Annotated in this window: 22 protein-coding genes; 19 read left to right on the forward strand and 3 right to left on the reverse strand. The window is 38.9% G+C overall.

Features of this window, described 5'->3' with window-relative positions; genetic code table 11:
• Positions 1 to 6: 6 nt before the first annotated feature.
• From ACRPLY_RS00405 to ACRPLY_RS00445, 9 genes are all read left to right on the forward strand, one after another.
• Positions 7 to 1,113, forward strand: a complete 1,107-nt coding sequence (locus ACRPLY_RS00405) for an ABC transporter permease (protein WP_028413091.1) — start codon at positions 7 to 9, stop codon at positions 1,111 to 1,113.
• Position 1,114: 1 nt separating this feature from the next.
• Complete coding sequence (locus tag ACRPLY_RS00410) at positions 1,115 to 2,263, forward strand: ABC transporter permease (protein ID WP_028413092.1); 1,149 nt, start codon at positions 1,115 to 1,117, stop codon at positions 2,261 to 2,263.
• Positions 2,264 to 2,509: 246 nt separating this feature from the next.
• Positions 2,510 to 3,700 (forward strand): iron-containing alcohol dehydrogenase, encoded by a 1,191-nt coding sequence (locus ACRPLY_RS00415; RefSeq protein ID WP_034327713.1) that lies wholly within the window; start codon positions 2,510 to 2,512, stop codon positions 3,698 to 3,700.
• Positions 3,701 to 3,734: 34 nt separating this feature from the next.
• Positions 3,735 to 5,168, forward strand: coding sequence for a GntP family permease (locus ACRPLY_RS00420; RefSeq protein ID WP_013083445.1), 1,434 nt, complete (start codon positions 3,735 to 3,737; stop codon positions 5,166 to 5,168).
• 207 nt (positions 5,169 to 5,375) lie between these two features.
• Entirely contained in the window at positions 5,376 to 5,708 is a 333-nt protein-coding gene (locus ACRPLY_RS00425) for an IDEAL domain-containing protein (protein ID WP_205689613.1), read from the forward strand.
• Between the two features lie 119 nt (positions 5,709 to 5,827).
• A complete protein-coding gene (locus ACRPLY_RS00430; protein ID WP_432231456.1) occupies positions 5,828 to 6,400 on the forward strand; it encodes a DJ-1/PfpI family protein in 573 nt (190 codons plus the stop codon).
• 71 nt (positions 6,401 to 6,471) lie between these two features.
• The gene (locus ACRPLY_RS00435) at positions 6,472 to 7,584 is read left to right on the forward strand and encodes a CdaR family transcriptional regulator (protein WP_098113060.1); all 1,113 of its coding nucleotides are present in this window, start codon (positions 6,472 to 6,474) and stop codon (positions 7,582 to 7,584) included.
• A gap of 129 nt (positions 7,585 to 7,713) precedes the next feature.
• Positions 7,714 to 9,126, forward strand: a complete 1,413-nt coding sequence (glcD, locus tag ACRPLY_RS00440; RefSeq protein ID WP_154973001.1) for a glycolate oxidase subunit GlcD — start codon at positions 7,714 to 7,716, stop codon at positions 9,124 to 9,126.
• Complete coding sequence (locus ACRPLY_RS00445) at positions 9,123 to 10,442, forward strand: (Fe-S)-binding protein (protein WP_028413098.1); 1,320 nt, start codon at positions 9,123 to 9,125, stop codon at positions 10,440 to 10,442. The genes glcD and ACRPLY_RS00445 overlap by 4 nt, the downstream gene beginning before the upstream one ends.
• Positions 10,443 to 10,469: 27 nt before the next feature.
• Here ACRPLY_RS00445 and ACRPLY_RS00450 read toward each other — a convergent pair whose 3' ends face one another.
• A complete protein-coding gene (locus ACRPLY_RS00450; protein WP_028413099.1) occupies positions 10,470 to 11,474 on the reverse strand; it encodes an LLM class flavin-dependent oxidoreductase in 1,005 nt (334 codons plus the stop codon).
• Between the two features lie 232 nt (positions 11,475 to 11,706).
• Between ACRPLY_RS00450 and ACRPLY_RS00455 the strand changes: the two genes are divergently transcribed.
• The 4 genes from ACRPLY_RS00455 to ACRPLY_RS00470 all read left to right on the forward strand — a co-directional run bounded on the left by ACRPLY_RS00455 (position 11,707) and on the right by ACRPLY_RS00470 (position 14,878).
• The gene (locus ACRPLY_RS00455) at positions 11,707 to 12,342 is read left to right on the forward strand and encodes a DUF1796 family putative cysteine peptidase (protein ID WP_432231457.1); all 636 of its coding nucleotides are present in this window, start codon (positions 11,707 to 11,709) and stop codon (positions 12,340 to 12,342) included.
• A gap of 87 nt (positions 12,343 to 12,429) precedes the next feature.
• A complete protein-coding gene (locus tag ACRPLY_RS00460; protein ID WP_013083437.1) occupies positions 12,430 to 12,711 on the forward strand; it encodes a hypothetical protein in 282 nt (93 codons plus the stop codon).
• Positions 12,712 to 12,810: 99 nt separating this feature from the next.
• The gene (locus ACRPLY_RS00465) at positions 12,811 to 13,215 is read left to right on the forward strand and encodes a YkvA family protein (protein WP_028413100.1); all 405 of its coding nucleotides are present in this window, start codon (positions 12,811 to 12,813) and stop codon (positions 13,213 to 13,215) included.
• A gap of 706 nt (positions 13,216 to 13,921) precedes the next feature.
• Entirely contained in the window at positions 13,922 to 14,878 is a 957-nt protein-coding gene (locus tag ACRPLY_RS00470; protein ID WP_025751675.1) for an AEC family transporter, read from the forward strand.
• A 68-nt stretch (positions 14,879 to 14,946) separates the two neighbouring features.
• Here ACRPLY_RS00470 and ACRPLY_RS00475 read toward each other — a convergent pair whose 3' ends face one another.
• Entirely contained in the window at positions 14,947 to 15,816 is an 870-nt protein-coding gene (locus ACRPLY_RS00475; RefSeq protein WP_165635257.1) for a LysR family transcriptional regulator, read from the reverse strand.
• A gap of 113 nt (positions 15,817 to 15,929) precedes the next feature.
• On the opposite strand from ACRPLY_RS00475, the gene ACRPLY_RS00480 reads away from it, so the two are divergent.
• Genes ACRPLY_RS00480 through ACRPLY_RS00495 form a run of 4 tightly spaced genes read left to right on the forward strand, consistent with a single transcriptional unit; the run spans position 15,930 to position 18,668 of the window.
• Positions 15,930 to 16,499 carry a non-oxidative hydroxyarylic acid decarboxylases subunit B gene (locus ACRPLY_RS00480; protein WP_154972998.1) on the forward strand — a complete coding sequence of 190 codons (570 nt, stop codon included), beginning with the start codon at positions 15,930 to 15,932 and terminating at the stop codon, positions 16,497 to 16,499.
• A 14-nt stretch (positions 16,500 to 16,513) separates the two neighbouring features.
• Complete coding sequence (locus ACRPLY_RS00485) at positions 16,514 to 17,935, forward strand: non-oxidative hydroxyarylic acid decarboxylases subunit C (protein WP_028413103.1); 1,422 nt, start codon at positions 16,514 to 16,516, stop codon at positions 17,933 to 17,935.
• 16 nt (positions 17,936 to 17,951) lie between these two features.
• Positions 17,952 to 18,176 (forward strand): non-oxidative hydroxyarylic acid decarboxylases subunit D, encoded by a 225-nt coding sequence (locus ACRPLY_RS00490; protein ID WP_028413104.1) that lies wholly within the window; start codon positions 17,952 to 17,954, stop codon positions 18,174 to 18,176.
• Positions 18,177 to 18,197: 21 nt separating this feature from the next.
• Positions 18,198 to 18,668, forward strand: coding sequence for a hypothetical protein (locus ACRPLY_RS00495; protein WP_328170677.1), 471 nt, complete (start codon positions 18,198 to 18,200; stop codon positions 18,666 to 18,668).
• 17 nt (positions 18,669 to 18,685) lie between these two features.
• On the opposite strand, the gene ACRPLY_RS00500 is transcribed toward ACRPLY_RS00495, so the two are convergent.
• On the reverse strand, positions 18,686 to 20,764 hold the full coding sequence (locus ACRPLY_RS00500) for a helix-turn-helix domain-containing protein (RefSeq protein WP_328170676.1): 2,079 nt from the start codon (positions 20,762 to 20,764) through the stop codon (positions 18,686 to 18,688).
• Between the two features lie 169 nt (positions 20,765 to 20,933).
• Here ACRPLY_RS00500 and ACRPLY_RS00505 point away from each other — a divergent pair, with 169 nt between their 5' ends.
• Entirely contained in the window at positions 20,934 to 22,157 is a 1,224-nt protein-coding gene (locus ACRPLY_RS00505) for an MFS transporter (RefSeq protein ID WP_028413107.1), read from the forward strand.
• 23 nt (positions 22,158 to 22,180) lie between these two features.
• Positions 22,181 to 23,632: a M20 family metallopeptidase gene (locus ACRPLY_RS00510; RefSeq protein WP_028413108.1), complete on the forward strand. Its 1,452-nt coding sequence runs from the start codon at positions 22,181 to 22,183 to the stop codon at positions 23,630 to 23,632.
• Positions 23,633 to 23,678: the final 46 nt, after the last annotated feature.

The following is a 23,678-nucleotide window of genomic DNA, read 5'->3' on the forward strand; positions in this document are numbered from 1 at the left end:
TAACGAATGAATATTATTGCAATTGCTTTGAAAGAAATGAAAAGTGATCTGCGAGATAAGCGTGCATTTATCTTTATGATTCTTTTTCCGCTAGCTCTTGTCCTTATTTTAGGAACAGCTTTGTCCCAAGCCTTTAATAACGACATGACGATAGACGATAGCTATGTTCTCTATAAAATCGATACGAGTAATGAACAATCTGCCGCATTTAAGCAGTTTGCTGCACATGCAGAAAAATCGGGCATTTACTTTAAAGCGTTGAAAAAAGATCAAGATGGAAAAAAAGAAGTAAAAGAGCAGCATTATACAGCTTATGTAGAAGTGAAAGACGGAGGCATTAATCTCTACGGAAATGAAGAAAACAGCATTGAATTTAACGTGGTGCAAGGTATGTTAAGTACATTTGTTGATAAGTATAACGTGGCTATGGAAGTGGCCAAAGTAAATCCTCAGCAAGTCGAGAACCTGCTGCGTGCGTCTAAGCATGACTATATTCAAGAAACATCCCTTCATTCTCAAAAACAGCCAAATTCAATAGACTACTACGCTATTTCAATGACAACCATGATTGTTTTGTACGGATCTATCTCAGCGAGTTATTTAATTAGAGGAGAGCGTATGCGAAATACGGCCAATCGATTAGTAGCCGCACCGATTAAAACCGCTGAAATTTTTGTCGGGAAAATTTTAGGCACTGTTTTGGTTCACGCTATTTGTGTATTAGTGGTCATTATGTCGACTAAATATTTTTTTGATGCGAATTGGGGAGATCATTTACTCTTAGTACTCGTAATGTTAGTATCTCAGATTCTTTTTGCCATTAGCTTTGGATTAGGAGTTAGCTACCTTACGAAGACGGAAGCGGCGTCAAGAGCAATTATTATGGTTGTGATTCAAGTGTCGTGTATTGTGGGAGGAACCTATTTTCAAAATGGATCTGGAGAAGGCTTCGTCAATGTATCACCTTTAACCTGGATGAATAATGGACTTATTAAATTGATTTATACAAATGATATCGGCGCTTCTCTTTCAGTTATCGGGTTGAATGTAGGCTTCTCTATTTTATTCTTGGGCACAGCCATTGTGCTTTTGAGAAAAAGAGAGGGGTTATAACATGAAAAATATCATGTGGCTTGTCACAAATATGCTGAGAAATATGCTGCTTAGAAACAAAAGGACGCTTGTACTTGTTATTGGTTTGCCTATTGCAGGTATTTTGATGTCCGTTCTTATTTATGGAAATACAGCAGGGACTTCGGTGAATATCGGAGTTGTCAATCACGACTCAACGGATATCTCAAAAGACACCGTTCAGTTTTTAAAAGGGCTGCATAAAACAAATGTTAAAATGCTCACTGACAAAGAAGTGGATCATGAGATTACGTCAAAGAAAGTTGATGCTGTTATTACTTTTGAAAAAGGGTTTTTTGAAAGCGTCAAAGCGAACAAACCAGATCATATTACGATTACTTCGATAAAAGGAGCAGAAGTAACGAGCTTTATTAAGTCTTATTTGTATCAATATATTGATAATATTTCTGCACTGAATCAAGCTGCTGAAGGCGACGATGCTGCGTTTAAACAAATGTATGAGAATTATCAAAAAGCGCCATTCCACGTCTCTACGCACGCCCTTGAAGACAAAGGAACCGATCAAAATATTGTCAAGCAGACAATTGGGTATTTAATTATGTTTATGCTTTTTTCTGCCGTAAATCTATCGGCTCTTATCACAAAAGAAAAAGAGCAGCGCACGTATTTTAGACTGCTAGCTTCGCCAGTTAGCGCAAGGCAATACGTGATATCTAATGTTATTACAAATATGATTTTATTAACTTTGCAAGTAATGATTACACTTGTTTGTATTACAACTCTTTTTCACGTAGATATGAACATTCCCGTGTGGCAGCTGTTTTTCATTTTAGTTTTGTTTGGTCTAGTAGCCATCGGCTTGTCTCTTGTAATTATCGCTTTTACAGAAAGTTCAAAAGCAGCGAATGGTCTTCAGACGCTTATCATCACGCCAACTTGTTTACTGTCCGGCTGCTTTTTCCCGCCTGAATTTATGCCGGATGTGATGCAGAAAATAGCCGACTTTCTTCCTCAAACGTGGGTATTAAGTACGTTAAAAAGTGTTCAACAAGGAGCTGATTTAAGCAGCCTATGGTTAAATATTAGCATTTTACTAGCTTTTGCACTTGTTTTTTTCCTGCTATCGATTTATAAATTAAATCGAAATAATACTGTTCAAAAGTTTATTTAAATGGTAAAGTCAGAGAATACCTCTGGCTTTTTTTGTAATTTTTAAAAAGTTACAAAAAAAGATTGAAAAATATAAGATGAAATTTTAGAATGAAAGAGGAAAGGGGTATACAAAAAGAGAATAAATAGGGGAGAAAAACGAAGTTCATGTTGGTTTTTTGCACAAATAAATGAAATCGCTTACATAAGTCAGCATGAAAAGACGGAAGGAGAGATTGTCAGCGAGATAACAAAGGGGGAAAAAACAGTGGCAATTTATGAATTACTTGTACCACGCACGGTTTTATATGGAGAAGGATCATTTTCTAAAATTGGAGAACAGGCTGCACTGCTTGGGACAAAGGCATTGCTTATAAGTGATGACGTTATGGCGAAAGCAGGCAATGTAGAAGCTTGCCGTCGTTACTTAGCAGAAGCTGGCATGGACTGTGCCGTGTATACAGGCGTAAATTCAGAGCCAACGGATATTCATCTAGATGAAGCGCTTGCCGTATGCAAAATGGAGCAGTGCGATGTGGTTATTGCTTTAGGGGGAGGCAGCTGTATCGATACTGGGAAAGCGGTTGCCGTGATGATGACTAATGAAGGGCATTTACGAACGTATTTTCAAAATCAACAAGATTTTCAAGGTAGCCCTCTTCCTTTGGTTGCCGTGCCTACGACTGCCGGAACGGGCTCAGAAGTGACGAAAGCGACGGTTATTACAGACACGGCGTACGATGTAAAAATGATGCTCGCAAGGCCTCAATTATTGCCTGATACAGCCATTGTTGATCCGTTATTAACTCTATCATGTCCAAAACACGTAACGGCAGCTACAGGAATTGATGCACTCAGTCATGCGGTCGAAGCGTATTTATCTAAAAAAGCGCATCCTTTTACGGATTCACTTGCGCTTCAAGCAATTGAGTTAATCATGAAAAATATTCGTCTAGTGTACAGAAATGGAGAAAACGTTCAAGCAAGAAACGAAATGGCCTATGCTTCTATGCTTGCGGGGATGGCGTTTTCAAATTCATCCGTTGCGCTAGTGCACGGTATGTCAAGACCTATTGGCGCGTTATTCCATGTGCCGCACGGTATTTCTAACGCGATGCTCCTGCCTGCGGTTTTGGACTATACAAAAGAGGCTTCAATCGATCGTTTAGGTGAAATAGGACAAGCTCTTTTTCCGAACGTATCATATACAAAAAAAGAAGGAGCAGATGTGTTAATTGAAGCCATCAAGCAGCTTTGTATCGACTTAGAGATTCCTAATCTTCAATCGTGGGGCATTGATCGCCAGCTATTTTACGCGGCGGTTGAGAAAATGGCAGCGGATGCGATTCAAAGCGGAAGTCCTGCTAATCATCCGATCGTACCGACGGCAGAAGAAGTTATTCAGCTTTATTACACGTGCTATGAATATGAGTTTGAGTCTGCACTTTATAAAAAATAAGACAAATTGAATAAGGGATGAAAGGGGAAACGTTATGGATTTGCTGATTATTTTGCTGTCTCTGGGGCTTTTGATGCTGGTTGCTTACCGCGGATTTTCAGTTATTTTGTTTGCTCCACTTTGTGCGCTGCTAGCCGTTATTTTAACGGAACCAAGCTATGCACTCCCATTTTTCTCAAACGTTTTTATGGAGAAAATGGTTGGATTTATTAAAAACTACTTCCCTGTCTTTCTATTAGGAGCAGTCTTCGGGAAGATGGTTGAAATGTCTGGAGTCGCTGAATCGATTGCGAAAACAATTGTTAAAGTCGTGGGGGCTAAACGTGCGATCTTGGCGATTGTTTTAATGGGAGCAATCTTAACCTACAGCGGCGTAAGTTTATTCGTTGTTGCGTTTGCAGTTTATCCGTTTGCGGCTAACTTATTCCGCGAAGCGAATATTCCAAAACGATTAGTACCGGGAACGATTGCATTAGGAGCTATTTCGTTTACCATGGATGCACTTCCGGGTACACCGCAAATTCAAAATGTTATTCCAACGACTTTTTTTAAAACAGACATCTATGCTGCTCCGACACTGGGGATTATCGGATCAGTTATTGTTTTTAGCTTAGGTCTTTGGTATTTAGAAAGCCGAAGTAAAAAAGCAAGAAAAGCTGGAGAAGGCTACTACGGATTTAATAATGAACTAGCAGCTGCTGCAGAGCTAGAAAAAGAGTCTGTACCTTCTACAGAACCTAAATATGAACCTAGCGTAGCAAGACAGATTTTAGCGTTTGTTCCGCTCGTGCTTGTAGGGGTTGCAAACAAATTTTTTACTGTTTCTATTCCAAAGTGGTACCCAGACGGTTTTGATTTTGCCAAAATTGGCCTTGAAGCGTTCGGAAAAGTAGATTTAACCGCAGTTGTTGGTATTTGGTCAGTGGAGTTAGCACTTGTTATTGGAATTATTACGACGATTGCGTATGACTGGAAGAGAGTGACCACCGGTTTCCAAGCGGGTCTTAACGCAAGTATTGGCGGAGCGCTTCTCGCTGCGATGAACACGGGAGCTGAGTATGGCTTTGGAGGCGTTATTTCATCTCTTCCTGGCTTTGCAACCGTTCGCGATGGTATTTCACATACCTTTACAAATCCGCTTGTCAATGGAGCCGTTACGACAAACATTTTAGCCGGTATTACAGGATCCGCTTCTGGAGGTATGGGAATTGCGCTTAGTGCGATGGGAGATAAGTATGTAGAAGCTATTAATCAATACAATATTCCTCCTGAAGTTATGCACAGAGTTGTAGCGATGGCATCAGGCGGTATGGATACGCTTCCTCATAACGGAGCCGTTATTACCCTGCTTGCTATTACCGGGTTAACCCACAAGCAGTCTTACCGAGATATTTTTGCCATCACTGTTATAAAAACGCTTGCATGTTTCTTAATCATTGGAATCTACAGCTTAACTGGACTCGTATAACAAATAAAGAGGCTGAGTGTAGTTGAAGAAAGATCCGAACGATAAATCGTTCGGATTTTTTTATTGTTGCAGTGATTTTGTATATCGAGCCTTTTGCTCTAAAACAGATTCTTTGACTTTCTAAACTGTAAGTATTATGATTACACTACTTTCTAGAATACTATATGCCGTTACATTAATTCTTAGCATGTTTATGAAGAAAGGAGAATGACTGTGAAGCTATTTGAAGGAAATTTAAAAGTAGGCGACTGGGTCAAAGGAAAGTCTCGCGACGGTGAACTTATATACGGATATATAAAAACGATTAATCCATCTAAAAAAGCCGCACTAATCAATGTAGTGAAAAGTGATGATGAAAAAATGGTCGGCACAACCATTGGCATGATGGATGAAAAAATAGAGAAGCTGCCCCTTCAAAAAACGGCGCACGAAGAGCAGATTCTTTCATTGATTGATCTTGCGCTGCTAACAAAAGACGAAGCTTGGTTTATTGAATTAACAGCTGAATTAAAAAGAGTACAAGATAAAAAGCAAGGCTGACATTCCTAGTAAAGGAATGAAGGCCCTGCTTTTTTTATTATTCCTAGGGGAAAAGCAGGAATGGAAAGCAGCTTGCGAGAAGAAGTAAATGACGACATTAAAAGAAAAGGTGATAAAAGATGAGTAAACGTGTCTTGATTTTAACAGGAGATGCCGTGGAGGCTTTAGAAGTTTTTTATCCGTATTATCGCTGTTTAGAAGAAGATATTCAGTGTACCATTGCCTCTCCCGTGAAAAAGAAGCTCCAAACGGTTGTTCATGATTTTCTTCCAGAAATGGAAACATTCACAGAAAAAACGGGATATAAAATTGATTCTCATGCTTCTGTAGATGAAGTGGATCCCGCTGATTTTTACGGACTTATTATTCCTGGAGGACGAGCGCCTGAATATATTCGAATGAACACAAAAGTTCAGGAAATTGCCGCTCATTTTTTAAAAGAAAACAAACCTTTAGGCGTTATTTGTCATGGTCAGCTCGTGTTAACGACGGTTAGAGAGTATTTGCAAGACAGAGAAGTGACAGCGTATCCTGCTTGCCGTCCGGAAGTAGAAGCGGCGGGTGCTGTATTTGTTGAACAGACGCTCCACGTAGACAGAAACTTAGTAACCGGACAAGCTTGGCCGGATTTACCTAAATTTATGAAAGAGTTTTTTAACGTGCTAAAAAAAGCTGAAAAAGTGAACGCATAATAAAAAAAGCGGGCTGAGAGAAAACCATTCTTTCAGCTCTTTTAATTGATGATAGGTGAGGTGTAAACAACGTGCAGCTAGTGTCTGAACTGTCGAAGAAAATTATAAAAGAAGTACAGCTGGTGATGAAAGAACATGTAATTGTAACGGATACACGCGGAATTATTATTGCGTCTACAGAAGAAAAGCGGGTTGGTTTTTTTCATGAAGGCGCGTGGAACGTGATGCAAAAAAAGCAAAAACTATATATTTCCAAAAAAGAAGCAGCAGATTTAAAAGGAGTTAAGCCAGGAATTAATTTGCCTATCAGTTATCAAGGAGACATTATTGGCGTTATTGGCATTACAGGTACCCCAGAAGCTGTTGAGCCTTTTGCAGATATTATTCGAAGATTAACAGAGTTAATTATTCGCGAAGCATACTACATAGAAACAAAGGAATGGGAAAATAAAGGAGTAGAAGCTTTTTTTCGTGAATGGATTTATAGCCAGCAGGTAGATGCAGAATTTATTGAACGAGGTCATATTTTAGGAGTACAAGTAGACAGTCCTTATTGCTGCACGCTGTTTCAAATTGACTCATCTCTTTCGAAAAAGAAGCAGCAGCAGGTACAAGAAACAATTCGCTACTGGTTTGAAAGTCATAAAGGTGAAGGAGATTATATCGCAAATTGGGGATACGATCGCTTGCTTTTACTGAAAGAAGCTGTAGATGAAAAGGCAAGACAAGGATTTAAAGAAGAACTAAAAAAATGTCAGCAGTACATTCAAGCAAATAATCAAGTTATGATTACTATTGGCGTAGGGAAGCCAGCGGAGCAATTTGATTTGCATGCTTCATATGAAGAAGCAAAAAAAGCGCTTAAAGTAGCTTCAAAACGTCAAGCCGTTGTTTTTTATGAGGAACTGCTGATGGACATGATTTTAGAAGACGTTTCTGAACCTGTAAAAAAGGAATTCTTAAGTCGAGTGCTTTCCGCTCTTTTAAAAGAAAAAGAGCTTCTCGAAACGCTGAAATGCTATTTAGCCAATGATCAATCGTTAAAAAAAACGGCGTTTGATTTACATATTCATATCAATACGCTTCATTACCGCTTGAAGCAAATGAAAGAACTAACAGACATTGATCCTAAAAGTGTAAAGGGTCTCACGCTTTTTTACCTTGCGCTGTCTCTACTAGAATAAAGTGCGCTATTCATTAGATAAACATACAAAAAATGAGTTTTTAAAGCGCTTTTTTTTAGTTTTTTATCTATAGTCCCTCGTTGCTTCTGCAACTATAATAAGATTAAGAGATATATAAGGAGGAACGTTATGCTTAATGAACGAACAAAAGCAAAGCTCATTGAAGTTGTAGGATCGGCCAACTTTCAAGATAGCAGTGAAGCAAGACTCGTATATTCTTATGACGCAACCCCTAACTTTCAGTCGCTTCCTGATGCAGTTATTATGCCTGAAAATAAAGAACAAGTGAAAAGAATTTTAACGATATGCAATGAAGATCACGTTCCTATTGTGCCAAGAGGTTCTGGCACAAATTTAAGCGCAGGAACGTGTCCCACGCAAGGCGGAATTGTTCTTACCTTTAACCGGATGAATAAAATTTTGGAAATTGATGAAGAAAATTTAACCGCTACCGTGCAGCCAGGTGTTATCACGTTAGACTTAATTAATGCCGTAGAGGCAAAAGGTTTATTTTATCCTCCTGATCCAAGCTCTATGAAAATATCAACTATTGGAGGAAACATCAATGAATGCTCAGGAGGATTACGAGGCTTAAAATACGGAGTAACAAAAGATTACGTTCTTGGTCTTGAAGTAATTCTTGCAAACGGCGATTGTATTAAGACAGGAGGCAAGTTAGCTAAAGATGTAGCTGGCTACGATTTAACGAACTTGTTTGTCGGTTCTGAAGGAACGCTGGGCGTCGTGACAGAAGCGATTTTAAAGCTCATTCCAATACCTGAAACAAAACAAACTCTGCTTGCGCTGTTTGAAGACATGGACGCAGCTGCTAAGACGGTTTCAGCAATTATCGCCAATAAGATTATTCCGGCTACGCTTGAATTTTTAGATCAGCCGACGTGTGAAGTAGTAGAAGATTTTGCCCAAGTTGGGCTTCCAACTGATGTAAACGCTGTCTTATTGATTGAACAAGATGGCCCGCCAGAAGTGGTGAAACGCGATATTGAAATGATTTCACGCATCTGCAGTGAAGGAAAGGCTGTATCGGTGAAAGTAGCGGCTTCGCAAGCAGAAGCAGAAGCGTTAAGTACAGCAAGAAGATCAGCTCTTTCTGCTTTAGCACGAATGAAGCCAACGACGATTTTAGAAGACGCAACCGTCCCGCGGTCTAAAATTAGTGAAATGGTCAAAGCGATTAATGAAATTGCTGTAAAATACAACGTTAAAATCTGTACGTTTGGTCATGCGGGAGACGGAAATCTGCATCCGACTTGTTTAACAGATGCGCGTGACGAAGAGGAGCTTCACCGAGTCGAACAAGCTTTTGAAGCGATTTTTCATAAAGCCATTGAGCTTGGAGGGACGATTACAGGTGAACACGGAGTCGGAGAAATGAAAGCACCGTATTTAGCATTGAAGATGGGCGGAGAAGGAGTAGCTGCGATGAAAGCAATTAAGTATGCTTTGGACCCGCAAGGAATTATGAATCCAGGGAAAATTTTTGCTAAAGACACGAGAAAAAGAGTGGTGGTTCGTTCATGACGGCAACAAAAGACATTCAGCAAGCGTTTAAAGAACGGTTAGATTATGACGAGTTAATGAATTGTATGAGATGCGGTTTTTGTTTGCCGAGCTGTCCGACGTATGGCCAAACCAATCAATATGAAGCAGCGTCACCGCGCGGAAGAATTGCTTTGATGAAAGGAGTTGTAGATGGGCTTATTGAACCGGATGAATCCGTTGAAAAACAATTGAACCTTTGCCTTGGCTGCCGAGCGTGTGAGCCTGTTTGTCCTTCGGGTGTGAAGTACGGACACTTATTAGAAGAAGCGCGTGATATTATTCAGCAGAAAAAACGACATAAATGGCCGGTAAAAGCGCTCAGGCATATGGTGTTTGAACAGCTTTTTCCGCATAAAGAACGATTAAAAAATGTACATTCTCTGCTTGCTTTCTATCAAAGAAGCGGCTTGCAAAAAGCTGTTCAAAAAACAAATATATTAAACGTCCTGCCCGGTAATTTAGCACAAATGGAAAAAACGCTTCCGCCTGTGCCAACAAAAAAAGAAATGAAGAAACGTCCTTTTTTATTTGAAGCAGAAGGAACAAGAGAGCGTACGGTTGCTTTTTTTACAGGGTGTTTAATGGACACGATGTTTATGGAAACAAACAACGCGACGATTGCACTTTTACAAAAAGCGGGGTGTAAGGTCGTTATACCAGAAGTGCAGACGTGCTGTGGCGCCCTGCATGCGCACGGCGGAGAAAAAGATCAGGCAAAAAAGTTAGCAAAACAAAATATTATGGCGTTTGAATCCATTCAAGCGGATGATATTGTTCTTAATGCAGGCGGCTGCGGTGCGCTGTTGGTGGAATACGATCATCTATTAAAAGATGAGCCGGAATGGAAAGAAAGAGCAGCGGTCTTTTCTGCAAAAGTCAAAGATTTTTCAGAGATTTTATTGCAGCAGCAGTTTGTGGAAAAACAAAAGTTATCGCTTCCAAGTCAAATTATTACGTATCAAGACTCGTGTCATTTAAGAAACGTGATGAAAACGTCCAGCGCACCGAGAAAACTGATCCAAGCAATTAACGGCACGGTGTTTAATGAAATGGAAAATGCGGATCATTGCTGCGGCTCAGCTGGTATTTATAACTTAACGGAACAAGAGATGTCTATGCAAATTTTAGATTATAAAATGGAAAAAGTGAAAGAAGCCCATGCCCATACAATTGTAACAGCAAACCCGGGCTGTCTCATTCAAATGAAGCTAGGCGTAGTCAGAGAAGGAGTAGAAGAAAGTGTAAGGGCCGTTCATCTTGCAGATTTACTTCTTGAAGCAGTAGAAAGCAAATAAAAAGGCCGGACGTGTCCGGCCTTTTTATTATTTGAACAGCTGAGAAACAATTTCGTACGAACGAAGGCGAGCTTTGTGATCGTAAATTTGAGCGTTAATCATCAGTTCATCTGCTTCTGTTTCTTCAATAAACTGTTCAAGCTTGACTTTAATCGTCTCAGGACTTCCGACAATAGAAGAGCCCAGCTGCTGTTGAAGAGAAGCTTTTTCAAAGTCAGTCCATAGTTCATCCATATTATCCACGGGAGCTTTTAGTTTACCCGGTGTGTTTCGAATTAAATTTAGAAACTGCTGTTGCATAGAAGTAGCCAAGCGTTCAGCTTCTCTATCTGTATCAGCAGCGATTACGTTTACACCTAACATTGCATATGGTTTCTCTAACACGTCGGACGGCTTAAAATAACGACGGTACATGTTAAGAGCTGTCATTGTATTATTAGGCGAAAAGTGACTTGCAAATGAAAATGGCAAGCCTAGCTGTGCAGAAAGCTGTGCGCTAAAACCGCTTGAGCCAAGGAGCCAAATCGGAATATTTAAACCTTGACCGGGAACAGCTTTAACACGCATCTGACTTTCTGAAGCAGGTTTAAAGTATTCTTGCAGTTCGGCCAGCTGTTCTGGGAAGTCACTGCCGTCGCTTCTGCGGTCGCGTCGCAGCGCCTGCGCTGTCAGCTGATCTGTCCCTGGCGCTCTTCCTAAGCCTAAATCAATACGTCCTGGAAATAGTGATTCAAGCGTACCAAAATGCTCAGCAATAACAAGCGGAGAATGGTTAGGAAGCATAATGCCGCCAGAGCCTACGCGAATGCGTGACGTGCCTCCGGCGACATGACCAATTACAACAGATGTAGCGGAGCTTGCGATACCTGTCATATTATGATGTTCAGCTAGCCAATAGCGGTTATACCCCCATTTTTCAGCGTGCTGAGCTAAATCTAATGTATTTCTAAGTGAGTCAGATACAGTTCCTCCTTCAACTACAGGAGAAAGATCTAACACGGAAATCGGAATATCTTTTAATGCTTTACTCATCAATTTCATCTTCTTTCTTTAAAGACTTCATAGGCCTTGTTATTTCAATGGAATACAAGTATTTTAACAAGAATCTTTCGAGTTCCAAAATATTTTGCTTCGGTTGTTTTTTTAATTCCTTACTCTTTTATTACACAAGCTCCTAAAACGCAAAAAGCTTGTACGGTATAAGGCAGAAGCCGCCTCTTTCTATAAAAGACTGTCATATTTTATAGAAGAAGGGAGGATGAATATGGTTACTTTAAATGAACTAAAAAGCAAGCAGTACGATATGATATACAGTTTAGGCTATAACTGTTTTCCAGGGATATATATAAAAAAATATTCTTTGCGAAAACAAGCCGGGGTGATTGATTGGTGTATTAGCATTTCTCTTTCTCATGTCAATCAGCTGTTGAAAAATCGCTGTAAAGACTTATTTGTATATGAACACTTAACCTATATCAGTTCTTTCGGAGATGGTTCCACGCTTAGACTGCGTGATAAGGTGTATCAAATTGATTCTGCTCATGATTTTCCGTCGTCTATTAATACGGAGACTAACTGGCTTTCATATAATGAAGTCAAAGAAAAATATGAACGGAGAACGGAGCGATTTTTAACGTCAATGGAGACCAGTTCTTGTATATTGTTTATTCGTATGGGCGGAACGTATGAAGAAGCGAAAGAATTAGAGCATGTTTTAAAGGGAATGGTCAAAAACGATTTCTATATACTGCTGCTGACAAACAGTGAAAAAGAACTTTTATCCGAAGCTAACTGGGACTTGCCTTATACATGTGTTTTACATGCACCTATTTTTTCAATGGACGTGCTGCGCGATGATAAAGTATGGGAAGAGCTCTTAAGCGGGCTTGTTATAAAATAAAAAAACACTTTTTGTATAATACGGGAATGAAAAAGCTCGTTTTTTTCATAGACTTTGTTATATCTGTGTATCAAAGGAGATGAAAAGATGGAGTCCAATGTGCGGAAGGCGATAAAAGAAATTGTATGGCTGCTGCTAGAACAAGATCAGCGCTGGAATGAGTATCTAGTACAGCTGGAGGATTTGAAAATACAAGTGGATTTGAATAGTTCCGCATATGAAGTCCTGAGAAAGATGACGGGTAATTACGAAGTGCTGCTTGAACATATGGATCTCATTCAGCAGTTTGAAAATCATTCTAAAAGTGAAACGGCGCTGAATGACTTAGTTACTATCGTTATGAAGCATTACTCATTAAAAAATTCATAAGCCTGCTTTGTGCAGGTTTATGGAGTTTAAGCTCTCAATGGAATTCGGTAGAGATAATCGTTTATAATAAGTACATATGGTGATGAAAGGGTGATCGATATGGAAGAGAAACAAGAAATTGTACCCGTTCGTACAGAGGAAACAGCCAAATATTATTCGGAAGAAAAATTTTGGGACAAGCTTAAAAAGTTTGGTAAAAAAGCGGGAGCAAACGTTGTTTATGCCGTACTGCTTTTATACTACACGCTGCAAAAGCCTGATATTCCTCCAAAAGCAAAAGCAGTGATTATAGGAGCGTTAGGTTATTTTATTCTTCCTTTAGATTTAATTCCGGACTTTGCAGCAGGAGTTGGATTTACAGATGATTTAGGAGCTCTGGGGCTTGCATTGATTCAAGTTGCCATGTACATTGATGAAGATGTTAAACTGAAAGCAAAAGAAAAAATCAAAACGTGGTTTTCAGAAGAACACAATTTTTCCATTATTGATGCTAAAATAAAGTAACATTATGATCTACATGTAATTATTAAATAAAGTAAGCAAAAGAAGGTGATAGATGAATCATCTTCTTTTTAACCGATAATATATAGGTCTTTATGACTATTTTAATCCGTTTTATGTAAAAAAAACAGGATTAAAATATTTTTTTCATTAAAATTTTAAGCAATGTAATTGAATAATTCCCCTACAAATGTTAAGTTAAAACATGTTCATAAATTCGTCACAGAAAGCAATATACAAATAAGTAAGATAGTTTGTAAAAACTTTGTGAAATTATGGAACTTTTTAACTGAGAGTTTCAAACTCTTAGAGATTCTTCCTCATCAATCAGAAGTCGCTTTCTTTCGTCACAAGATTAAGCATCTTTCATTTGAAGGTGTTTTTTTTCAGCTTAAGTAAGCCAACAACATGATTGTATGACAAGTTTTTGCTAAGGTTGTAGAGTTACTGTATTGTATGACAAGTTTTGTGTGATTTGATTTAACTAAATGAACAGCTTCGAAGTAAATAAATGATTGTAGAAAAACAAAGTCCATGCGTTTTCATGAACCATTATACGTTACTTCATATTTGTAGAGATGTTTAGCAAAAAGGGAGATGAATGGCCTGACGTAAACAATATCCATAGACAAGCCTTAGAAGATAATTATCTTTCTAAGAAAGCAAATTTATATGATTGATTCTAATCTAAACAATGGAGTGTTCAAAAATGGAAATTAGTCAAATCTTTATTATTTTAACCCCAATCTTTTTCGTTATTTTGCTAGGTTATTTAGCAGGGTATTTTAAAAAGTTTGATGCAACAACATCTAAAGGGTTAAATACGCTTGTAACAAAATTTGCGTTACCTGCACATTTATTCGTTGGTATTACAACAACATCAAAACAAACGCTTATTGAAAAATGGCCGTTTTTATTAGCATTAGTTCTTGGTATTATTGGATTTTATGTTCTTTTCTTACTCGTTGCAAAATATGTATTCAAATACTCACTAACAGGCGCGTCTATGTTCTCTTTAAACTCTACGCAGCCAACGTTTGCGTTTATGGGTATTCCCGTTTTAGGTAGCTTGTTTGGCGCGGATGTAGTAGCAATTCCAATCGCTATTACGGGTATCGTAGTAAATGCGATGCTTGATCCTTTAGCAACTATTATTGGTACGGTTGGACAGCGCGAAAGAAGTGAAGGAGATTCTGAAGAAAGCTTATTTAAAGTAACGATTAAATCAATCTTACACGGTCTTTCTGAACCGTTAGCGTGTGTTCCCTTAATCGCAGTAGTATTAGTACTATGTGGGTTCCAATCTCCAGATTTATTGTCAAGCAGTTTAAATCAAATTGGCTCAATTACGTCAGGTGCAGCGCTATTCGCAGTTGGGGTAACAATTGGTATTCGTAAAATTCAATTTAGCCCATCAGCATTTGGTATTGCGATTTTAAAAGTGGCTATTCAGCCGCTTGTAATGTTAGGAATTGCAACAGCAATGGGTCTATCATCAGCTGACATCGTAAAATTAGTGTTATTAGTAGCGTTCCCAGGTTCAGCTGTAGCAGCGATGATTTCAGTGCGCTTTGATAGCCTAGCTGGTGAAACAGCTTCAGCATTCGTACTTAGTGCCATTATGTCACTTGTTACATTACCGCTATTAATTTCTTGGTTAATGTAGTCACATATATCAATATAAAATAAAAAAGGCTTTGCTATTTTAGCAAAGCCTTCTTTGTGCATCTATACTTAAAAAAGCTTTAAAAATTCTTGAGCGATTTTGGGGAGATAACTATCGGTACGCCACGTAACTAAAGGCTCAATTACAAATGGATTATCTTCTATGCTTAAAATTTTAATATGTTCTAGTGAAAAAGAAGATAGCATCGAATAAGGAACAATAGCAGCACCAAGGCCACGACATACTAAATTAAGAAGCATCGCTGAGTCATGGCATTCGCATAAAATGTTAGGTGTTATATCCATCTTTTTAAATTCCTTTATAATGCGATTGTATATGCTTATTTCCCGATTTGAACGAAGAAGAATAAGAGGGAGAGAAGCGATTTCAGCGACTGAAATCTTTTTTGTTGCATAACTACTTTCTTTGGGAACTGCTACAACAAAGACATCTGGTGCAAGTGTTTTTGTTTTTACCTGTTGATAAGGTAAGTCTGTAGTGGTGACTGCTACATCAATCTTTCCATCCGTCAACAACTCGTTTAAATGAGCTGGTTCGTTTTCATAGATATTAAAAGTACTGTTTGGATACTGCTTTTGAATAAGAGCTAGCTTATCGAGAACCGTTGATGCACAGTAGATTGTACATCCGACTTCAAGCTTTTCATTTGTTACGCTTTTACATTCCTGTACTTCCAATACTGATTTTTCGACCCTTTGCACAATTTCTTTCGCTCGTTTTAAAAAAAGCTCTCCTTCTGCCGTTAACAATAAGCGCTTGTTATTGTTTCGTTCAAAAAGCAAAAGGCCCAGCTCATTTTCGAGCTGCTTTAGCTGTCTGCTTAAAGGAGGCTGAGCCATGTGCAGACGCTTGGCTGCTTTAGTTACATTTAATTCTTCAGCTATGACAATAAAATAATGCAGCTGTCTTAATTCCACTATATTCAACTCCATACTTTAAAGGTATTATTATATACTTTATCAATATTTTAATTGTATGGAAAATAAGTGTAAAGTTAAATGTGTAACCAAAGCAGAGAGGAGGAAAAGAAATGAAAATAGCTGTAGGAATAACAGGAGCCACAGGAGCTATTCTAGGTATTCGAATTTTAGAGCTTTTGAAGAAGGCTTCTGTTGAAACGCATTTAGTCATGTCGTCTTGGGCTCATGCCACAATTAAGCTGGAAACACCGTATAGCGTTAGGCAAGTAGAAGAGCTAGCAGATTATTGTTATTCATATCAAGACCAAGCAGCAAAAATTTCGAGCGGTTCATTTCGTATAGACGGAATGATTGTAAGTCCTTGCAGCATGAAAACATTAGCATCTATTCGAATGGGACTAGCAGATAACTTAATAGCAAGAACGGCAGATGTGATGTTAAAAGAAAGAAAGCCACTGGTGCTACTTCCTCGAGAAACACCTTTGAATACGATTCATTTAGAAAACATGCTGGATCTCTCAAAAATGGGAGCTATCCTCGTGCCTCCTATGCCAGCTTTTTATAACAAACCTGAGACAATTGATGATATTGTCACACATATTGCTGTTCGAACGTTAGATCAATTAGGAATTGAGCTTCCTGAGGCAAAAAGATGGAATGGAATTAAACATTTATCATAAGGAGGAAAATAAACATGGCTTATAAAGACTTTAGAGATTTCCTTGATACGCTACATAAAGAAGGGCAGCTGCTGACGATTACAGATGAAGTGCAGCCAGATCCGGATTTAGGTTCAGCAGGTCAAGCCATCAGTAATTTAGGAGATCAAACGCCGGGATTATTATTTACAAATATTTATGGATATAACAACGCAAAGGTAGCCCTAAACGTAATGGGTTCCTGGTCAAATCACGCGTTAATGATGGGACTGCCTAAATCAACTCCTGTAAAAGAACAGTTCTTTGAGTTTGCTCGGAGATATGAAAAATTTCCTGTTAAAGTGAAAAGAGAAGAAACAGCGCCATTTCATGAGTGTGAAATTAAAGATGATATTAACTTATTCGACCTTTTGCCATTGTTTCGCTTGAATCAAGGAGACGGAGGCTACTATCTAGATAAAGCGTGCGTTATTTCTCGTGATCAGCATGATAAGGCGCATTTCGGCAAACAAAACGTAGGTATATATCGTATGCAGGTCAAAGGGAAAGACCGTCTAGGCATTCAGCCCGTGCCACAGCATGATATTGCCATTCACTTAAAACAAGCCGAAGAAAAAGGTGAAAACCTCCCTGTATCAATTGCTTTAGGATGTGAACCCGCGATTGTCACAGCAGCTGCTACGCCGCTTCATTACGATCAATCAGAGTATGAAATGGCAGGAGCTATTCAAGGTGAGCCGTACAGAATTGTGAAGTCTCAGCTTTCTGATTTAGATGTACCTTGGGGAGCAGAAGTGATTTTAGAGGGAGAAATCTTAGCTGGTGAACGTGAGTATGAGGGTCCTTTTGGTGAATTTACAGGTCATTACTCCGGTGGCAGAAGCATGCCTGTTATCAAAATCAATCGCGTATACCATCGCAAAGATCCTATTTTTGAAAGTCTATATATCGGTATGCCTTGGACAGAAACAGATTATTTAATTGGAATCAATACAAGCGTTCCTTTATATCAGCAGCTAAAAGAAGCATATCCTGAAGAGATTGAAGCGGTGAACGCGATGTATACTCATGGTCTCGTTGCTATCATTTCAACGAAAAGCCGATACGGAGGATTTGCTAAGGCGGTTGGTATGAGGGCATTGACTACGCCGCATGGATTAGGATATTGCAAGCTAGTTATTTTAGTAGACGAAGATGTGGATCCGTTTAATTTACCGCAAGTCATGTGGGCGCTATCGACAAAAATGCACCCAAAACATGATGTTATAACAGTGCCTAATCTCTCAGTTCTGCCACTTGATCCAGGATCTGATCCGGCTGGTATTACAGATAAAATGATTTTGGATGCTACAACACCGGTTGCACCAGAAACAAGAGGCCACTACTCGCAGCCTTTAGATACACCACTTGAAACTGAAAAATGGGAAAAAATCTTAACGAATATGATGCAAAAATAAACAAGGAGGAATCGACATGCATACTTGTCCAAGATGTGAAGCCAAACAAGCGAACTTAGTATCTAAATCACCAGTTGAAGGAGCCTGGGAGATTTACTTATGCAACGTGTGTTTGTTTACCTGGCGTTCTTCTGAACCTGAGACGATCACCAATCCTGAAAAATACCCTCGACCATTTAAAATCAATCCAAAAGACGTACCGCTGGCAACGCATGTGCCTCCTGTGCCACCCCGATCTTAATCAGCAAAGGTGGTAAGTAAAATGAATAAAGCAGAGCTGCCAAAAGCCGTGCGCGTATTTTTAAATGGAAAAGATCTAGAAAGGAAACAGCATGCTGCGATGCTGCTATCTACAGTGACATCCGAGGGGTTTCCTCATGTAGCAATGATTAGCGCAGGAGAGCTGGTAGCTATTAGCTCTTCGCGCGTCAAGCTGTTAGTATGGAAAGATACCACGTCTTCAAAAAACATGATACAGAATCATAAGGCAACCGTTACATTAGTTGTTGAAGGCAAAGCTTATTACATTAAATTTTGGCTAAAAAAAGAAGCTCCTGTGTTATCAGGCTATGAGCTATTTACGGGAGAAGTAGCCGCTGTTAAAGAAGATTACGCAAAATATGCAGTTTTAACATCGGGCATTCAATTTCAGCTTCATGATTCCAAAGAGGTACGGAGCCGCTGGGAGCAATCAATTAAGGCTGTTCTTTCTACTGAAAAAACCGATTCTTAAAAATAAGAATCGGTTTTTTAGCTGTAGTGAAATTTTTTCAAATAGCACGCTAGCTGCACTTTTAATAGATGTTCACTATTTGTAAATGATATGTTCATTTTATCTTCGATTTTCTTCAACCGCTGATAGAGTGTATTAACGTGAATATGAAGCTGCTTAGCTGTAAGTGAAGCAGAACGGTTGTTATCAAAATACGCTTCTAGCGTTTGCTCTAAAGGTTCATCATTCAAATGATTGTTTTTAAGAGGGACAAATACTTCATCAATAAAGGTTTTTACTTCTTCTTTCGATTGATTAATAAATAAGCGGTTAATTCCTATTTCCTCATACAACATGCATCCATCTTGCTGCTGAGACAGAAGGTAAGAGACAGCTTTTTCAGCTTCACTATAACTTTTTTCTATTTGGGTAAAGTGAGAATAACGACTTCCAATCCCTATTTTTACATGACATTCATTGTAGTAACGCCATTTTGAGAGTGAATCTTCTAATTGTTTGATAATAGCATGATGGTCTTCATAAGAATCAAGCGTGAATACAATGGTTACTTTCGTGTCGAATCCGTATACGACCGGCGCTTTTGAACTAAAAACCGATTTGATGTCAGATACAAGGCGATGAAGATGTAAGTTTAAGAGCTGCAGGTCCGCCTGTGAACGAATGGTAATAAGAGCGACTAGAATATGCTTTTTTGTATCAATGTTTAGCTCATTTGCTTTTTGATACAGTAAAGTGGTGTCATAACATGATAAGTATTCACTAAATAGTTCATGCGTTCGCTTGTAAAATAAATCGACTAACGTTTGTTTTTTCAGCATTTCTAGTGCAATAACAGAGCTGCTTTGTTCGAGTGCCACTTGATCTAGAGAGGAAAGATCTTCTTGATTTGTCTGCAGAATAACTAACCCTAAGAGCGTATCAATGCCGTGTATCGGTTGAATGTAGACGCTGTGCTTCTGGTTGTGTGACTCAATAGTATAGAAGCAAGCTTTTGTATGTAAAACAAAATGCGTGTGAAATTCAGCTGTTTTTGTGTCTATATCAAAGGATTTCAAGAAGCCATAGGTCTTATTATCAACAAAATCTACAATGGTGACAGGAGATGTAACCATTCGGCGTAATTCGTTAAGTATCGGTTCAATTCCTTTACTTTGAAGGGAAACATTCATGAAGGTGCGATGAATTTGATCGCGGCGTATTAAAAGTTCATTTTGTTTTTTTACATCTTCAAAAAGCGCTGAGTTTAAGAGAGCAATCGATACTTGATCGGAAAAGCTTTCTAACAATTCTTTATCCTCTTCATTTAAAAGAGGGGTTGTACCATTTTGATAAATAATGAGTACGCATACCGTCTGTTCTTCCATACAAATGGGGACAGAAATAATAGATTGAATGTTTGTAAATGTATAGGACTGATTAAGATAGTGAATATTATCGTCAGTCATAGTAGAAGAATCGTGTATTATATCCTCTAAGTTCGTATACGTATAGCTTTTATTATGCTGAAATGTCTTTCCGATAATTCCTTCGCCAACTTTCATTTTCATGTTTTGAATTTCATTGTTTGGCCCCCCGGACCAGGCGCGAGGCAAAAGAAATTCAGTGGAAGAATCAAACATCCACAGCACGCCCATATCCGCAACAGAAATAACTGAAAGAGCATTTTCTAGAATTCTTGTTAATAGATAGTCAGAGTCTTGTAAAAGCGAGATTTCCTTAATGCTTTTCATAAGTACGTTCAAAATGTGCTCATGCCGCTCTAGCTTTTTTTGCAGCACATAAGGAGAAAAGTTAGCGGATAGCTTCTTTATTTGTTGTGGTGTCCATTCGTGCTTAGCAAATATGCGAACAACAAACGCATACCGGTTTGGAAAGGATAAGTAAATTTCTTCGAACTCTTCATATGCGATATGCTTTTGAAAGGAATCACTGCCGTTATGTAGGCTAGTGGGAGGCGTGTAAGTCAGGGATGAGCATGAAGAACTGGAAAAAATCATGTTAAAATTTGCAGAATCAATACTTGTCCAAATTTGATAAGAACTGTTTTTAATAATAGATGTAAGATAACCTTTCATATTAGCTAATAAATCACTCATATTAACAACCCCTTATAGACTACTTAATGTAAAAAAATACATAGTTATAGTTCTTATTATATAGAAATGCACATTGAAAAAATAGTCAGAATTTTTTAATATTTATGTAACGAATCGATTTGTTACAAAACATTACATTAAATGGAATAAAAAGGAGTTGAGTGCATTTATGCTAGCAAGGTCGAACTGGAAATACATCATTTTATTTTTATTATTTTTAGGCTGGTCGCTTGGAAACTTAGATCGTTTTATTATTAATTACGCTATTTTAGATATCTCGAAAGATCTACACCTTAATGCTTCTTCTACAGGTATCATCTTAAGCAGTTTTTTTGCAGGATACGCACTGATGCAAATACCTGGTGGGTGGCTGGCAGACCGCTTTGGGTTTAAAAAAGTCATTACAATTGCCGTGCTTTTATGGTCTTTGTTTACAGTTTTTACCGGAATGGCCTGGTCTTTTGCTTCTATTATTATCATTCGCTTTTTATTTGGATTAGGGGAAGGGAGCTATTTTCCATCTGCGTCAAAAGGAATCGCAGGGTGGTTTCCTCAGCAAGAACGCAGTAGAGCCATGTCCTTTTTGTTATCGTCAGGTACGATCATGGGCGTGGTGACACCGATTCTAGCGACGCAGCTGATGCAAACGATAAGCTGGAGAAGTATCTTTTATATCATAGGAGCCATCGGGCTTGTTATTACAGTTCTGTTTGTTTTTTTACTAAAAGAAAAGCAGCAGGGGGAAAAAAGAGAGGCTTCTGCTATTCCTGCTAAGCAGATGACATTAAAAGAAATTATCAAAACCCCGATGATTTGGAATTTATTTATTGCCTATTTCAGTATTTACGCTATTAACTGGGGGCTCATGTCGTGGATGCCTACATATTTAGCCGAAGTAAGACATTTGAATTTAACAGACATCGGTTTTCTTTCCGCTATCCCAGCATTTGTAGGCATTATAGGAATGTTTGTTAGCGGCTTTATTTTAGATAAGCTTCCAGATGGAAAAGACAAGATGATAGCGGCGGTTTTTGGTTTACTGATGGGCGTTTTTCTTTGCTTAATGGCTATTTCACCTAGCGTAGGCATGTTTATCGTTTTTCAAAGCGCAGTAACTTTACTGTTTTCATTTAATGTGATTTTAATCGCTTCAGCTCCTTTAAAAATGTTGCCTGAATCAGTGGTCGGTTCAGCAAATGGTTTTATTAATACAGGGGCTCAAGCAGCCGGCGTATTAACACCAATGCTTATTGGTTTTTTAGTACAATCGTTTGGCGGGTCGTATAATGCAGCGTTTGCTTTATTAATTATCTGCGCTCTTGTCTGTGCTATTTCGTTGTTTTCGATTCGACCTGCAAAAGTGGTAGTGAACGCACAAAATGCTGTTAAATAATGAGGGAAAAAGGAGAGTGTCTCATGGGTATTGTCAAAAAAGTCGAACAACTTATTGAACAAAAGCGACACGAGCTAACTCAAATCAGTGATCAAATATGGGAATATGCAGAAACGAGGTTTGAAGAGTATAAGTCGGCACAGCTAATTTGCGACATGTTAGAAAAAGAAGAGTTTACGCTTCGTACACATATTGCTAACCTTGAAACAGGTTTTATTGGAAGTTACGGGCACGGTTATCCGATTATCGCTATTCTTGGTGAATATGATGCGCTTACCGGGCTGAGTCAAAAAGATAAGTGTGCAGTAGCAGATCCAGTCAAAAAAAATGGAAATGGCCATGGGTGTGGACATAACCTACTTGGCGTAGGCTCACTAGCAGCTGCGCTTGCAGTCAAAGAATACTTAAAAGAAAAAAATGTTCCGGGAACCGTTCAATACTATGGATGTCCAGCTGAAGAAAGTGGCTACGGAAAGACGTATATGGTACGAGAAGGATTTTTCCAAGATGTAGACATCGCGTTTTCGTGGCATCCGGCTACCGTTAATGGTGTCATGCATACGTCATCGAATGCGGTTATGCAAGCAACTTTTAAATTTAAAGGAAGAAGCAGTCATGCAGCTGCTAGTCCTCACCTTGGCAGAAGCGCTTTAGACGCTGTAGAGTTGATGAATATTGGTGTGAATTATATGCGTGAACATATGATAGATGAAGCGCGCGTACACTATGCCATTACAAACAGCGGAGGCATTTCTCCTAATGTTGTTCAAGCAGAAGCGGAAGTCATGTACTTAATTCGTGCTCCGAAGCCATCTCAAGTAAAAGAACTTTATGAACGGGTTGTGAAAATTGCAAAGGGAGCGGCTTTAATGACTGAAACACAAGTGGAACAGGAAATTCAAGGAGCCTGCGCTAATCTAATTCCAAATCAAACAATGGAGCAGCTGATGCATAAGCAAATGATGCAGATAAATTTGGCTGAAGTGAAACAAGAAGACATGGCTTTCGCCAAAGCTATTTACGAGTCTACATCCGCTGAAGACAAAGAAGCAGCAAAAAAACAAGTCGGTTCACTGCTAGACAGAGCTTTAGCAAATCATCCAGTCTTCAACCAAATTGCTCCTATGTCTAAAAATGTTTCCTTCATGACGGGATCAACCGATGTCGCAGACGTTAGCTGGAATGTTCCAACTGCACAGTGCGTGACCGCAACGTGGGCTTATGCTACGCCGTTTCATACATGGCAAGCTGTTGCTCAAGGGAAAACAGAGTATGCTCACGATGCGATGTTGTTAGCTGGAAAAGCCATTGCGGCTACGGCGATTGAAATGATAGAAAATCAAGAGCTGATTAGTCAAGCGAAACAAGAGCTAGAGGATAGGCTAGAAGGGGAAAGCTATGAATGTCTTGTGCCTTCCCATATACAGCCGCCTAATTACTCAGAAAGTGAGCACGAAGACTATAGCATGGTGTAAAAAACGTATTTTCGTGTAAGGAAGATCCGAACGATGAATCGTTCGG

It is taken from the genome of Priestia sp. TGN 0903 (assembly GCF_050846855.1).
Classification (GTDB): Bacteria; Bacillota; Bacilli; order Bacillales; family Bacillaceae_H; genus Priestia; species Priestia zanthoxyli.

Coding starts and splice junctions, on each gene's coding strand:
- ACRPLY_RS00425 (WP_205689613.1), top strand. CDS start 5,376: ATGACTGTGAAGCTATTTGAAGGAAATTTAAAAGTAGGCGACTGGGTC.
- ACRPLY_RS00420 (WP_013083445.1), top strand. CDS start 3,735: ATGGATTTGCTGATTATTTTGCTGTCTCTGGGGCTTTTGATGCTGGTT.
- ACRPLY_RS00470 (WP_025751675.1), top strand. CDS start 13,922: ATGGAAATTAGTCAAATCTTTATTATTTTAACCCCAATCTTTTTCGTT.
- ACRPLY_RS00480 (WP_154972998.1), top strand. CDS start 15,930: ATGAAAATAGCTGTAGGAATAACAGGAGCCACAGGAGCTATTCTAGGT.
- ACRPLY_RS00405 (WP_028413091.1), top strand. CDS start 7: ATGAATATTATTGCAATTGCTTTGAAAGAAATGAAAAGTGATCTGCGA.
- ACRPLY_RS00490 (WP_028413104.1), top strand. CDS start 17,952: ATGCATACTTGTCCAAGATGTGAAGCCAAACAAGCGAACTTAGTATCT.
- ACRPLY_RS00495 (WP_328170677.1), top strand. CDS start 18,198: ATGAATAAAGCAGAGCTGCCAAAAGCCGTGCGCGTATTTTTAAATGGA.
- ACRPLY_RS00505 (WP_028413107.1), top strand. CDS start 20,934: ATGCTAGCAAGGTCGAACTGGAAATACATCATTTTATTTTTATTATTT.
- ACRPLY_RS00510 (WP_028413108.1), top strand. CDS start 22,181: ATGGGTATTGTCAAAAAAGTCGAACAACTTATTGAACAAAAGCGACAC.
- ACRPLY_RS00500 (WP_328170676.1), bottom strand. CDS start 20,764: ATGAGTGATTTATTAGCTAATATGAAAGGTTATCTTACATCTATTATT.
- ACRPLY_RS00450 (WP_028413099.1), bottom strand. CDS start 11,474: ATGAGTAAAGCATTAAAAGATATTCCGATTTCCGTGTTAGATCTTTCT.
- glcD (WP_154973001.1), top strand. CDS start 7,714: ATGCTTAATGAACGAACAAAAGCAAAGCTCATTGAAGTTGTAGGATCG.
- ACRPLY_RS00430 (WP_432231456.1), top strand. CDS start 5,828: ATGAGTAAACGTGTCTTGATTTTAACAGGAGATGCCGTGGAGGCTTTA.
- ACRPLY_RS00410 (WP_028413092.1), top strand. CDS start 1,115: ATGAAAAATATCATGTGGCTTGTCACAAATATGCTGAGAAATATGCTG.
- ACRPLY_RS00455 (WP_432231457.1), top strand. CDS start 11,707: ATGGTTACTTTAAATGAACTAAAAAGCAAGCAGTACGATATGATATAC.
- ACRPLY_RS00465 (WP_028413100.1), top strand. CDS start 12,811: ATGGAAGAGAAACAAGAAATTGTACCCGTTCGTACAGAGGAAACAGCC.
- ACRPLY_RS00485 (WP_028413103.1), top strand. CDS start 16,514: ATGGCTTATAAAGACTTTAGAGATTTCCTTGATACGCTACATAAAGAA.
- ACRPLY_RS00445 (WP_028413098.1), top strand. CDS start 9,123: ATGACGGCAACAAAAGACATTCAGCAAGCGTTTAAAGAACGGTTAGAT.
- ACRPLY_RS00460 (WP_013083437.1), top strand. CDS start 12,430: ATGGAGTCCAATGTGCGGAAGGCGATAAAAGAAATTGTATGGCTGCTG.